At 67.2% G+C, this 13,227-nt stretch carries 10 protein-coding genes; 3 read left to right on the top strand and 7 right to left on the bottom strand.

Annotated features, from left to right (window positions below):
* Positions 1-336 precede the first annotated feature (336 nt).
* Together A6745_RS02090 and A6745_RS02085 are read left to right on the top strand one after the other, a co-directional pair.
* A complete protein-coding gene (locus A6745_RS02090; RefSeq protein WP_082852851.1) occupies positions 337-3,312 on the top strand; it encodes an MHYT domain-containing protein in 2,976 nt (991 codons plus the stop codon).
* The gene (locus A6745_RS02085) at positions 3,309-4,328 is read left to right on the top strand and encodes a response regulator (RefSeq protein ID WP_066122953.1); all 1,020 of its coding nucleotides are present in this window, start codon (positions 3,309-3,311) and stop codon (positions 4,326-4,328) included. Before A6745_RS02090 ends, A6745_RS02085 begins: the two co-directional genes overlap by 4 nt.
* Here the strand turns inward: A6745_RS02085 and A6745_RS02080 are convergent.
* The 5 genes from A6745_RS02080 to A6745_RS02060 all read right to left on the bottom strand — a co-directional run bounded on the left by A6745_RS02080 (position 4,245) and on the right by A6745_RS02060 (position 7,884).
* A complete protein-coding gene (locus tag A6745_RS02080; RefSeq protein ID WP_066122951.1) occupies positions 4,245-5,783 on the bottom strand; it encodes a diguanylate cyclase in 1,539 nt (512 codons plus the stop codon). The genes A6745_RS02085 and A6745_RS02080 overlap by 84 nt on opposite strands.
* A gap of 172 nt (positions 5,784-5,955) precedes the next feature.
* Positions 5,956-6,597, bottom strand: a complete 642-nt coding sequence (gene yfcF / locus A6745_RS02075; RefSeq protein ID WP_082852849.1) for a glutathione transferase — start codon at positions 6,595-6,597, stop codon at positions 5,956-5,958.
* Positions 6,598-6,743: 146 nt separating this feature from the next.
* Positions 6,744-7,073, bottom strand: coding sequence for a DHCW motif cupin fold protein (locus tag A6745_RS02070; RefSeq protein WP_066122949.1), 330 nt, complete (start codon positions 7,071-7,073; stop codon positions 6,744-6,746).
* A gap of 24 nt (positions 7,074-7,097) precedes the next feature.
* Positions 7,098-7,388 (bottom strand): DinB family protein, encoded by a 291-nt coding sequence (locus tag A6745_RS29180; protein ID WP_066122948.1) that lies wholly within the window; start codon positions 7,386-7,388, stop codon positions 7,098-7,100.
* Positions 7,389-7,398: 10 nt separating this feature from the next.
* Positions 7,399-7,884 (bottom strand): GNAT family N-acetyltransferase, encoded by a 486-nt coding sequence (locus A6745_RS02060; RefSeq protein ID WP_066122946.1) that lies wholly within the window; start codon positions 7,882-7,884, stop codon positions 7,399-7,401.
* Between the two features lie 209 nt (positions 7,885-8,093).
* Between A6745_RS02060 and A6745_RS02055 the strand changes: the two genes are divergently transcribed.
* Complete coding sequence (locus A6745_RS02055; protein ID WP_066122944.1) at positions 8,094-9,011, top strand: DnaJ C-terminal domain-containing protein; 918 nt, start codon at positions 8,094-8,096, stop codon at positions 9,009-9,011.
* A gap of 17 nt (positions 9,012-9,028) precedes the next feature.
* Here the strand turns inward: A6745_RS02055 and A6745_RS02050 are convergent, their stop codons facing one another.
* Positions 9,029-10,951: a PhoX family protein gene (locus A6745_RS02050; protein WP_066123735.1), complete on the bottom strand. Its 1,923-nt coding sequence runs from the start codon at positions 10,949-10,951 to the stop codon at positions 9,029-9,031.
* Between the two features lie 221 nt (positions 10,952-11,172).
* Positions 11,173-13,146: a PhoX family protein gene (locus A6745_RS02045; RefSeq protein WP_066122942.1), complete on the bottom strand. Its 1,974-nt coding sequence runs from the start codon at positions 13,144-13,146 to the stop codon at positions 11,173-11,175.
* Positions 13,147-13,227: the final 81 nt, after the last annotated feature.

The following is a 13,227-nucleotide window of genomic DNA, read 5'->3' as shown; positions in this document are numbered from 1 at the left end:
CGGACGGGGTCTTCCGGCCCGCTGGTCGAGCCGGCGCCGCTCGTGGCGAGCGGCCGGTCTATCCTCCATTACACCGCATTGCATGTTGCGGTGCAACAACAGGAATATGACAGGTCTTGTCCAAGGTTTGCGCACTTTGGTGGTCTAGACAAATTTGTCCGCGCCGACCCTAAAGAACCTTGGCAAACGGCCGATAAACCACGTAGCCGGGTAGTCACGACATTGCTGCTATGAATGAGCAAGAAGTGCCGGAAGCACGTCTTCGGCAGCCAGTTCCTGCTCAGGATGTTTTTTGCAACACTGGCGGCCGGACCGGCCAGGCGGGAAAGGCAAGACATGGGGTTCGCCCATCGGTTTTTCATCGAGACATGCAACGGCGGCGTGTTCATAGAAGGCAGCCATAACCCGGGGCTGGTGCTGCTCTCCATCATCGTGGCCATCCTCACCTCCGGCATGGCGCTGCAGACGGCGCACATCGCCCGCATCGCCGACTCCGCGCGCCACCGCAACCTGGCCATCGGCACGGGCGCCGTGGCGCTGGGCGGCGGCATCTGGACCATGCACTTCATCGGCATGCTGGCGTTCCAGTTGCCCACCCTGGTCAAGTACAGCGCCACGATCACGCTGCTGTCCAGCCTGCCGGGCTTTGCCGCGGCGGCCCTGGCGCTGCGCATCCTGTCGTGTCCGGAGGTGTCGCTGCCGCGCCTGATCGGCGCCGGATTGCTGGTGGGCCTGGGTATCGGCGCCATGCACTACAGCGGCATGGCCGCCATGCAGATGCCGGCCGAGCTGCGCTACGAGCCGCGCATGTTCCTGGCGTCCATCGTGGTGTCGGTGGTACTGGCCACGCTGGCGCTCTGGATCCGCTTCGGCCTGCACCGCACCCGCCTGGGACTGGTTCAGCGGCTGACGCTGGGCGGCATCGTGATGGGCGTGTCGATCGCGGGCATGCACTATACGGGCATGGCCGCCGCGCGCTTCATCGGCGAGCCGGGCATGACGCAGGCCGACATCGCGCTGGACCCGGTGTTCGTGTCGCTGGGGCTGTCCACCTTCACGCTGACGGTGGCCGTGCTGGTCACCGCCGCCAACGGCCTGATCCGCTACCGCCAGCTGTTCCGCCAGCTCAGCGAGAACGAATCGCGCCTGCATGCCATCGTCGATACGGTGGTCGACGCCGTGGTCACCATCGACAGCCGAGGCATCATCCGGGCCTTCAACCGGTCGGCCACCCGCATCTTCGGCTGGGAAGCCCACGAGGCCATCGGCCAGAACGTACGCATGCTGATGCCCGAGCCCGACCGCTCGCTGCACAACGACTACATCGACAACTACCGCAGTTCGGGCGAGCCGCGCATCATCGGCTCGGGCCGCGAGGTCACGGGCCAGCGCAAGGACGGTACGCTGGTGCCGATCCGGCTGGCGGTTGGACAGGTCGAATTGAAAGGCGAGCCGCTGTTCGTCGGCATCATGACCGACATCACCTCGCGCCACGCCCTGGAGGCTTCGCTGCGCGACGCCGCCGAGCAGGCGCGCCAGGCGGCCGAGGCGAAGTCGGCCTTCCTGGCCAACATGAGCCACGAGATCCGCACGCCGATGAACGCCATCATCGGCTTCACCGAGCTGCTGCTGAAATCGGACCTGACGGCCCTGCAGCGCAGCCATCTCAGCACGATCAGGCAGTCCTCGCGCTCGCTGCTGGGCCTGCTGAACGACATTCTGGACACCACCAAGCTCGAAAAGAATTCGCTGGAGCTCGAACACATCGATTTCTCGCTGAAAGACCTGGCCGGCCACATCGAGGCCTCGCTGTCGCTCAGCGCGAACTCCAAGGGCCTGATGCTGCAGACCGACTACCCCGACGACATGCCGCAGTATTTCAAGGGCGATCCGCTGCGCATCCAGCAGGTGCTGACCAACCTGATCGGCAACGCCATCAAGTTCACCGAGCAGGGCTACGTCGAGGTCATGTTCCGGCTGGACGGCGAGCGCGTGCACATCCAGGTGCGCGACAGCGGCATCGGCATGAGCAGCGAGCAGCTGGACACCATCTTCGCGCCCTTCTCGCAGGCCGATGCGTCCATCAGCCGGCGTTTCGGCGGCTCGGGGCTGGGCACCACGATCGCGCGCCAGCTGGTCGAACTGATGGGCGGCACGATCGACGTGCAGAGCACGCTGGGGGTGGGCAGCGTCTTCCACGTGTATCTGCCGCTGGCGCCGGGCAACAAGCCCGGGGCGCCCGTGCCCGAAGTGGGGGCCGCCTCGCTGCCGCGGCTGAACGTGCTGGTGGCCGACGACGTGCCCCAGAACGTCGAGTTGCTGGCCCTGACGCTGGAAGAGCGCGGCCACCGGATCATGGTGGCCAACGATGGCGACGAGGCCATCGCGCTGTTCATGGCGCATTCCTTCGACCTGGTGCTGATGGATATGCACATGCCGCGCACCGACGGCCTGCAGGCCACGCGCCGCATCCGCCAGTACGAACAGGCCAGCGGGCTGCCGGCCACGCCGGTCATCGCCCTGACGGCCAGCGTGATGGAGTCCGACCGGCGCGCCGCGCGCGACGCGGGCATGAGCGGATTCGCCACCAAGCCGCTGGATACGCCGCGCCTGATGAACGAGATCGCGCGCGTGCTGGGCCACAACTCGACCGTTGCCTATGGGTCACGCCAGGCCGCGGGCAAGGTCGAGAGCCACCGCACCCTGATCGACTGGACGTCGGGCATTGCGCTGTGGGGCAACAAGGGCCGGCTGGCGCAGGCCCTGCAGACCTTCCTGGCCGAGGCCATGATGCGCCATCCCTTGCCCGCCGAGGATGTCGCCGAGATCGACTGGGATGCCACGCTGTTCAGCCTGCACGGCTTGCGCGGCGCCGCGGGCAATCTGGCGCTGCCCAAGGTGACCGAGCTGGCGGGGGGGCTGGAAGAGCGCATCAAGGGCGGCGCGCGCGACGACATCCGTCCGCAACTGGCCGAACTGCGCCAGTTGCTGGCCAGCGCCGCCGAAGAGCTGCGCCAGTTCAATGCCGCGGCGCCCGCGCCTGCCCCCGCGCCTGCCCCCGCGCCGGCGGCGCCCGTGGCGCCGCCCCAGAACCTGCAGCCGCACCTGAGCGAGCTGCTGGACGGCCTGCAGCGCAGCGAACTGCCGGCCACCGCCCTTGACGTGGTCAGCCAGCACCTGCGCGCCCAGGGCCAGAAAGACCTGCACGATGCGCTGCACGAGGCCATCGATGCGTTCGATTTCCAACAGGCCCGCCTGCTGCTGAGGCAATGGCAGCCCGGCATGCTCGCCGATACCGGCACCGAGAAATGAAAAAGCCTATCGACCCCCGTCCCACCTTGCTGCTGGTGGACGATGAGCCCACCAACCTCCAGGTGCTGAGGCACACGCTGCAGGACGACTACCGCCTGTTCTTCGCGCGCGATGGCCGCAAGGGCATCGAACTGGCCCGCATGGAGCACCCCGACCTGATCCTGCTGGACATCATGATGCCGGACATATCGGGTTACGAGGTCTGCGCCGCGCTGAAGCAGGACGAGGCCCTGCAGACCACGCCGATCATCTTCATCACCGCGCTGGCCAGTTCGATGGACGAGCAGTACGGCTTCGACATGGGCGCGGTGGACTACATCACCAAGCCGTTCAGCCCGGCCATCGTCCGCGCGCGCGTGCGCAACCACCTGTCGCTGGTGCAGGTGCAGGCCCTGCGCGACACGCGCCTGCAGATCATCCAGCGCCTGGGTGCGGCGGCCGAGTACAAGGACAACGAGACCGGCCTGCACGTCATCCGCATGAGCCACTATGCCAAGGTGCTGGCGCTGGCGGCGGGTTACTCGCAGACCGCTGCCGAAGAGGTCCTGCACGCCTCGCCGATGCACGACATCGGCAAGATCGGCATCCCCGACGCGATCCTGAAGAAGCCCGGCAAGCTGACCGACGAAGAATGGGCGGTGATGCGCCGCCATCCCATCATCGGCGGCAAGATCATCGGCGACCACCGTTCGGGCCTGCTGCGCATGGCGCGCATCATCGCCGAAGGCCACCACGAGAAATGGGACGGCACCGGCTATCCACGCGGACTGAAGGGCGAGCAGATTCCCCACGTGGCGCGCATCGTGGCGCTGGTGGACGTGTTCGACGCGCTGACCAGCGAACGGCCGTACAAGTCCGCCTGGCCGGTGGACGAGGCGGTGGACTACATCGTCCAGGCCAGCGGGACCCACTTCGATCCCGAACTGGTGCCGCTATTCGTGGAGTGCCTGCCCGAGCTGCTGGCGATCCGCGACCAGTGGGGCGACACCGCCAACAACCGCATGCAGCTCTTCTGAGGGCGCGCCTTCGCGGTGGTGGGGCAGCCACAGGTTCAGCAGCCAGCCGTTTGCCATCAGGGTTTCTTCCACGCGGTACACGTTGCCGTCGTGCATGGGCTGCAGGAAACTGCGGTGCGGCTGGCGGCGGCGCTGCGTATCGGCGATGGACAGCCAGGTGCGCAGGCTTTGCGTCTCGATGCGCGGGCCGCAGCGCAGCCGATGGCAGTGGTGGATGATGTCGGCGAAGGTGCGCGCCTTGGGCGGCACGCAGTACAGTCGGCGGAAGGCTTCGTTGGCCCACGCCATGCGGTCTGAAGGATCGAAGATGGCGGCCGCGATATTGCCCAGTTCCAGCCCGACCATCAGCCGCCGTTCCAGCGGCAGCAGCGGTTGAGACGCGCCGCGCGGCGGCTCGGGCAACTGCGGCTCGGGCGCGTCCTCGCCCGCGATCACCACGCAGTTGCGGCCCTGGTCCTTGGCGCGATAGAGCATGGCATCGGCCTGTTTCAGCCAGGCGCCGTGGCTCTCGAGTTCGGGCGACAGGGCAGAGATGCCGATGCTGATGGTCACCGGCCGTTCATCGATCAGGGGCTCGTCACGGATGCTCTGCTGCAGGCGGCGCATGAACAGGCCGGCGTTGCGGGCCGACGTGTGCGGCATCAGCACCACGAATTCTTCACCGCCGTATCGGCCGGGGGTGTCCGAGCTGCGCAGGCTGAGCTGCAGGCGCTTGGCGAACTGGCGGATGGCCTTGTCGCCCACCGGGTGCCCCAGGTCGTCGTTGATGCGCTTGAAATGGTCGAAGTCGATCAGCACCAGGGCAGCCGGTTCGGCGTGGCGGCGGTAGCGCTGGAATTCGGATTGGATGACCGCATCCATGTGCCGTCGGTTGTGCAGGCCGGACAGGGCGTCGTGCAGGCTCAGTTGCGACAGGTCTTCGCGCTGCTCGCGCAGCTCGTTCAGCGCCAGATAGGCGATGCGCCCGGCCACGGCCGGGTAGATCAGCAGCAGGGGCAGGCAGGCCAAGATCTCTTCCGGGGTCGGGACGGGCCGCCAGTCGATGCCGAACGCCAGCAGGCCGATGACGACGCCCGCGAGGTGGGCGCCGATGCCACGCAGGAACTGCCGCCAGCCGCCCGCGATCATGCTGTCCATCAGCAGCAGCGCCAGCATCGCGATGCTGAGCAGGGCGTTGAAGGCGATGCCCGCTGCCCAGCAGCCGGCCGCGAAATGGTCGATCAGCAGGTTGCGGCGGTTGGCTGCCGTGGGCTGGTCCGTGTGAGCCGACAGGCGCCAGGCGGCGTAGGGCCACGCGAAGGCGTGCGCCGCGTAGAGCAGCCATTGCCACCCGGGGGCGTCCAGTTGCCTAAGGATGGGGACGACCGCCAGGAACGTCAGGCCCAGCGCGAGCGCCCGCGATGGGTAACTGCCGCGCACGAAGCTTGCCCAGGCTTTGCTGGTCAAGACCGGCACGCGGACCTCGTCGTCACGCGCGAGGGGTGGGGGAATGCCTGGTGGCGGACATCGGAGCGCATCTGGTGAGGAACGCCGTGGTAATCCCGTTGTTGTTCTACGATGACTTCCGCGGATTATAGACGCGGATAGCGGCCCGGCAGAATGGGAATCAGACCGATTCGGCGGGGGATCAGCCGCGGGCGTGGGCGTGGTGCCGCACCCAGAGCTGGATGGAGGCGCGTTGCCATTGCGCGTCGGCATAGCTGCGCAGTTCGGCGGGCAATTCGTCGCCGTTGCGTGCCAGGCGCTGCAGCATCATCGCCAGATCGGTGTCCGCGATGCACCAGTCGCCGAACAGGTTTGGTCCGCCGTGCGCCAGCAGGGCCTGTGCGACCCGCACCAGCCTGGCCGCCGCGGCGTGGCCGGCATCGCTGAGCGGGGCGTGCGTGGGGTGTTCGAAGACGGCTTCGGTGGGACGGTCGGCGCGCAGCGCCTGCAGGTCCGAGCGCAGCCAGGCCTGCATTTGCCGGGCCTGCGCGCGGCTGCGCAGATCGGGAGGATACAGGGCCGGATACCTGGGGGCGGGAAAGGCTTCCTCCAGGTACTGCGAGATGGCACACGATTCCGCCAGATGGAACTCTTCGTGCGTCAGCGCCGGCACTCGGCCGGTGAGCGAGCGCGCCAGGTAGGGCCGCATGCGTTGCTCGCCACAGCCCAGGTCGACGGGACGCAACTGCATGGGCAGGCCTTTCTCGGTCAGCGCCACGAAGGCCGACATGGCGTAGGGGCTGAGAAAGGCGGCGTCGACGTAAAGGGTGAGGGGGGCAACCACGAAGCATCTCCGGCAATGCCGCGAAGGCGGGCAGTCCCCCCACGCTCCGGCAAGGGTACCAGCAATTGCCGGGCGGCGCGGCGGGGCGCCCGCGTGGTGTCGCGGGAACGACACGCGGGCGGGACCAGGGGCGCCCAGACGGCCGGTCAGTCCACGATGAAGAGTTTCGCGCCTGTGCGGGTGCTGGAGCGGTGCGGTTCCGCGCCGTCGGCCACCTGGTAGCTCATGCCGGGGCGCAGCACGAAGGTGCGGCCGTCTTCCAGTTCGGTGTGCAGTTCGCCTTCCAGGCAGAGCAGGATGTGGCCCTTGGTGCACCAGTGGTCCGCCAGGTAGCCGGGCGTGTATTCCACCATCCGCGCGCGGATCGACCCGAACTGGCGGGTGCGCCAGTAGGCCCGGCCGGTATCGCCGGGGTGTTCGGTGGCGGGGATTTCGGACCAGTCGGTGGTGCCGAAGGGAATGTCCTGCATCTGCATGGCTTGCTCCTGGGGGGCGGCGCGTCAGTCGGGCCGCGAGGTGTCGGGAATGCGCACCAGCAGGCCGGTCACGCCGGTGTCCACGCCGGCTTGCGTCAGCAGCGTGGAGGCCTGGCCGCGATGGTGCGTCTGGTGATTGAAGAAATGCAGCAGCAGGCTGCCGAAATGGCGTTCGGACACGATGCCCAGCCGGTTGGCGTAGCGCGGCACGTGGTCCAGTTCGGCCTCGGACAGCTGGGCGGCGGCCGCGCACAGTTGCCCGTTCATCCAGGCGCTGTAGCCGGCCATCAGGCGGATGTCGCGGCAGTCGGGCATGGCGGTGCGCTCAGTCGGCCAGTTTCTTGTGCCAGAAGACGGCCCGGCCGTTGGCATCCTGCAATTGATAGGCCTCGTAGCCCATCTTGCGGTACAGCGCCTGGGCGGGGAGGTTGCCTTCGAGCACCTCGAGCGTGATCTTGCAACAGCCCAGCCGGCGGGCCGAGGCGTCGAGGGCATCGAGCAATTGCCGGGCGATGCCCTGGCCGCGAAAAGGCGCGGACACCATGAAATCGTGCAAATTCACCAGCGGCCGGCAGGCGAAGGTGGAGAAGCCTTCGAAGTAGACGGCCAGGCCCGCGGGTTTGCCATCGGCGTAGGCCAGCAGCGCGTGCGCCCAGGGCCGCGCCGCCAGGGCCGCCGGCAACTCGCGGCAAGCCCGTGCGGGCAGGGTTTCGCCACTGCCCATGTCGCCGCTGGCGTACTCGTTCAGCAGCGCGATCAGGTCGCGCGCGTGGTCGGGGTTGGCGAAATCGACGTCGATGATGTCCGGCATGGCGCGGGTGGGGGGATGGCGGGAAACGGGAGGGGCCGGGCACGGTTTCCTTCGGGATGCGTGGCGGCTTCATGCCGCAGCAGTATAGAAGAGCCGACCGGCGCGGCATTGAATATCCGCTGGCCCGCCCCCATCTGCAATCCATCCCCGGGATGCCGCCGCGTCCGTCGCCCGCGTGCCTCCCCCCACTTTCTGAAAGCGAGCCGTTCATGGAGTTCAAGGACTACTACGGCATCCTCGGCGTGGCGCGCACGGCTTCCAACGAAGACATCCGGCGCGCCTACCGCAAGCTTGCCCGCAAATATCATCCCGACGTCAGCAAGGAGCCCGACGCCGACGCGCGCATGCGCGACATCAACGAAGCCAATGAAGTGCTGGGCGACGCCGAGAAGCGCGCCGCCTACGACCAGGTGCTGGACGGCGGCCATCGCCAGCCGCCGCCCGGTTGGGAGCGCGACTTCGCCTTTCGCGGCGAGCAAGGCGGCGCGGATGAATTCAGCGAATTCTTCTCGTCGTTGTTCGGCGCGGGCCAGGCCGGCTCGCGCGCGTTCCGGGCGCGTGGCGAGGACCACCATGCCGTCATCGACGTCGATCTGGACGACGCCCTGCACGGCGCCACGCGCGAAGTCAGCCTGCGCGCCGTCGAGGCCGATGCCCAGGGACGGCAGCAGATCCGTACCCGCACGCTCAGCGTACGCATCCCGCCCGGCGTGCGTGAAGGCCAGCAGATCCGCCTGGCCGGGCAGGGCATGCCCGGCATGGGCGGCGCGGGCAATGGCGACCTGCTGCTAGAGGTACGTTTCCGGCCGCACCGGCTGTACCGCGCCGAGGGGCGCGATCTGCACATGACCGTGCCTGTCACCCCCTGGGAGGCCGCGCTGGGCGCGTCGGTGCGGGTGCCCACGCCCGGCGGCGCGGTCGAGATCACGGTGCCGCCCGGTTCCAATGCCGGCCGCAAGCTGCGCCTGAAGGGACGCGGCCTGCCCGGCAAGCCCGCCGGCGATCTGTATCTGTCGCTCGAGGTGGTCCTGCCGCCAGCCGACAGCGAACGCGCGCGCGAGCTGTATGAACAGATGGCGCGCGACCTGCCTTTCGATCCTCGCCGCGCCGCGTTCGGTACGGCCTAGGGCCTGTAGAAGCCGAATCAGGTCCCTCTGGCGCGCAGGTCCACCCCCGTGATGTACCCGACGCTGGCGCCGTAGCGGTCCTTGTAGTTGGCCTTCACCAGTGGGTCGAGCTTGTCCTTGACCTTGTCGTGGAAGCCCTTCTTGTCCCAGTCGCCGGCGTGCTGGAAGTTGCTCATGATGTAGGTCCAGCCGTTGATCTCGTCCACGGCGTGCAGGCCGGTGGATTCGGCGCCGGCCGGCGTCGACAGGATGCGCGACAGTTCCTTGGTGTCGACGTTGTAGGCCCACAGGAAGTTGTTGACGTGGTTGCCGCTGTCCTCGCCGATGAACAGGGTGCGCAGCTTTTCCGAGAACTTCAGGTTGTCGGGGCTGGCGATGTGGTCCGGGTGGGCGGTGTTGCCCAGTTCGTCGGCGGCAATGTCCTTGCCCGTCAGCAGGGTGGACGAGACCGTGGGCACCCAGTCGCTGCGGATCGGCTGGCCCTTGGTGTCCTTCTGGCCGCCCTGCATTTTGTGCGCCAGGATGCCGCCGGCCTGCAGTTTCCGGTCCAGCGCGATGCCGCTGCCTTCATACCAGCCGCGCCCGCCCTTGACCATCGAGTCGACCACGTTGGCCAGCGCCGAATAGGCGATCTTGTCCTTGATGTTGACGGTGGTGCCTTCGTTCTTGGTCAGCGCCATGCTGGCGCCCACGCAGGCGGCGTAGCGGTGCGTTTCGAGAAAGGCTGCTGCCTTCTCCATGTTGGGCTTGATGCGGATCCAGTTCGGCTGGCCGTTGTAGTGGATCGCCGTGTAGCTGGCGTCGTTCGGGTCCTGGATGGCGACGTCCATGATGTCGCCGATGGTCAGCTTCGCGGCCAGCGCGCGGATCTCGTCGCTGGTGGCGTGGCCCAGCCGGATCCACTGCATCGTGCCGGCGCCCACGCCCTGCGACGAAGTCTGCGTGTAGCGGGCCACGTACAGCGTGCCGGCTGAAAGATCGGCCGCCTTGTCCGCCACGAACATGAACAGGCCGCCATTGGTGGCGTCGTCGCCCATCAGCGCGGTGCGCTGGTCGGGCATGACCTGGATCAGCTCGTGCGAGATGCGGCCCAGGCAGTAGTGCTTCTCGATGCTGCCGGTGCCGTCGGGATGCACGGTGACTTCGGGCAGGTGGCCGTAGTCGTAGGGATTGGCCGCGTGGTCCGCCGTGCCGTAGAGGTTGGCGCCGAACGCCTTCAACTGGGCGCTGCCGGGTTTGGCGCCATCGGGTTCGTACTCTTCGCTGGACAGGTGGGTGTTCCACGGCGACAGGCTGGCGCCACAGGTGATCCACAGGCCCTTGACCTTGGAGGTGTCCACGTTGTGGTATTTGACCAACGTCAGGGCGCCGGTTTTCGGGTCCTGGTCCAGCGTCAGCACGGCGATGGGCGAGGGCAGGCGGCCGTACATCTCGTCGCCCTTCAGGTTGCGGGTGGTGTATTCGAACTGCACCACCGCGAACACGGTGTTGCCTTTCACGCCTTTCACGGCCGGGCGCGCCAGCCGGATCAGCGACGAGCCATCCGGGCAGTCCGAATAGAACTGGCGCGGCGTGGGGCCCGAGGTGTCCATGATGGGCTTGTTGTGGATGTCGTAGTAGCCGCCGGCCAGCGTCTGGCCGCCATGGCCGTCGGGCACCTGGTCGCCGGTGGTGAAGAAGGACTCGTAGCCCAACTGGTAGGTTTGCTTGCTGCCGTCGCTGTACGCGATTTCCAGGGCGGACCTGACCAGCGTAGTGGCCATTTCCTCGGGCTTGGCCAGCGTCGGGGCGGCCATGGGGACGAAGCGGGCGGAGGTGAGGGTGGCGCCTTTCGGGGCAGCCCAGGCGGGGGCGGCGCCGAAGGCGCCCACGGGCAGGAGCGGCGCGCCGGCCAGCAGTTTCAGGGCGCGGCGGCGCGAGGAAGAGGTCGTCTCAGGCATGTCGAAGTCCGATTGCGAAAGAATGGGGGCGGATCGCTGGCCCACCATGCGCACGACCCGGCAGGCTACGCCATGTTCGGCCTGCGACGTGAAAGCAAAATGACATGAAAAAGCGCGAACACATCGCGCATCGACCTGGAGGAGAGGAGACCGGTCGATGCGCGGCGGTTCGCGCCGTAGCCGTGAGGCGGGCCGTCCGGGGACGGCCGGGGGTTATTGCCTTACTTCTTTTCGCTCATGGTCAGGCCGGTGATGTAGCCGACGGAGGCCGAGAACTTGTCCTTGTAGGCGGCATCGATCAGGGGTTCGATTTCGCTCACCAGGCCGGCGGGCATGGTGCCCAGGAAGTCGCCGGCGTGCTGGAAGTTGCTCATGATGTACGTGAAGCCGTTCAGTTCGTCCACGGCGTGCAGGCCGGTGGATTCGGCGCCGGCCGGCGTCGACAGCAGGCGCGCGAACTCCTTGGTGTCGACGTTGTAGGCCCACAGGAAGTTGTTGACGTGGTTGCCGCTGTCTTCGCCGACGAACAGGGTGCGCAGCTTTTCCGAGAACTTCAGGTTGTCGGGGCTGGCGGGGAGTTCGGGGTCGCAGGTGTTGCCCAGCGAGTCGGCCGAGATGTCGCGGCCCACGAACAGCGTCGTGTAGGTGTGCGGCACCCAGTCGCTGTTGATGGCCACGGCATCGGTGTCGGCCTGGCCGCCGCCCATCGTGCTGGCCATGACGCCGCCCGCATTGATGCGGGTGGTGACGCCGACGCCCGTGCCCGGGTTGGCGGCGTTGCCGGTGAGCATGGAGTCACGGATGTTGGCCAGAGCCGAATACAGCACCTTGTCCTTGATGTTGACCGTGGTGCCTTCGTTCTTGGTCAGCCACATCGTGCCGCCGACCAGCGCGGCGTAGCGGTGTGTTTCCAGGAACGCGGCAGCCTTTTCCATGCCCGGGATCACGCGCACGTACTCGGTTGCGCCGTTGTACTTGATCTGCGTGAAGCCTGCGGCAGCCGTGACGGATTTCTCCATGATGTCGGCGAATTCCAGGCTGCCAGCCAGACCGCGAATTTCTTCGCTGGTGGCGTGGCCCAGGTTGACCCACTTCAGGGTGCCGGCGCCAGCGCCAGTGTTGCCGGTCAGCGTGTACTGGGCGACATACAGCGTGCCCGACGACAGGTCCTTCTCGCGGTCGGCGATGAACATGAACAGGCCGCCGTTGGTGGCGTCATCACCCATCAGCACGGTACGCTGGTCAGGCATGACCTGCACCAGTTCGTGCGAGATGCGGCCCATGCAGTAGTGCTTGACGACCGTGCCCGTGCCGTCCGGGTGGACGGTGACTTCGGGCATGTGGCCGTAGTTGTAGGCGCGCGCACGGGCGCCCGAGTTGGCATACAGGTTGTTGCCGAAGGCGGTCAGTTGGGCATTCGTGGCGGCCGAGGCGTCGGGCTCGTACTCTTCGCTGGACAGGTGGGTATTCCAGGGCGACAGGCTGGCACCGCACGGAATCCAGATGCCGTTGGCGGCAGAAGTGTCGACGTTGTAGTACTTCACCAGCTTCAGTTCGCCGGTCTCCGGATTCTGGTCCAGGGTCAGCACGGCGTAGGGCGAGGGCAAGCGGCCATAGACGCTGTTGCCGGCCAGGTCGAAGTCGGTGTATTCGAACTGCACGACGGCGAACACGGTGTTGCCGGTGACGCCAGCAACCGTGGGGTTGTCCAGTTTCAACAGCGACGTGCCGTCGGGACAGCCGGAAAAGAACTGTCGCTGCGTCGACGTCGAGCGGTCGATGATGGGGTTGTTATTGATGTCGTAGTAACCGCCGGCCAGGATCGTGCCGCCGTTGCCGTCGGGCACCATGTCGCCGGTATTGAAGAAGGTGTTGTAGCCCAGTTGGTACGTCACGGTGGTGCCGTCGTCGTACGTGACTTCCATGGCGGACTTGACCAGGGTGGTGGCCATGTCGGCGGCGGTCGACGGGGCGGCCATCGGCACGAAGCGGGCCGACACGAACTGGGCGCCGGGCGCCGGCGTGGGCTGCCCGGGCGTGCCGGGGTTGTTGGACGTATCGTCGTCATCGTCGTCGCTGCCGCCACAGGCGGCCAGCAGAACGGAGGAGCCCATGGCGGTGCCCAGCGGCAGCAGGGGAGCGCCCGACAGGAACTTGAGGGCGCGGCGGCGGGAGAGTTGGGTCTGGTCGGTCATGGTCTGGTCCGATGGCTGTAGGGAGCTTAAAAAAAGATGTCGCCGGCGTGAGCGGGCGACCGGAGAAGAGCAAAACGAAAG

Origin of the sequence: Bordetella ansorpii (assembly GCF_900078705.1) — a bacterium.
GTDB classification, from domain to species: Bacteria; Pseudomonadota; Gammaproteobacteria; order Burkholderiales; family Burkholderiaceae_B; genus Bordetella; species Bordetella ansorpii_A.
This window is presented reverse-complemented; position numbering and strand designations above follow the sequence as displayed.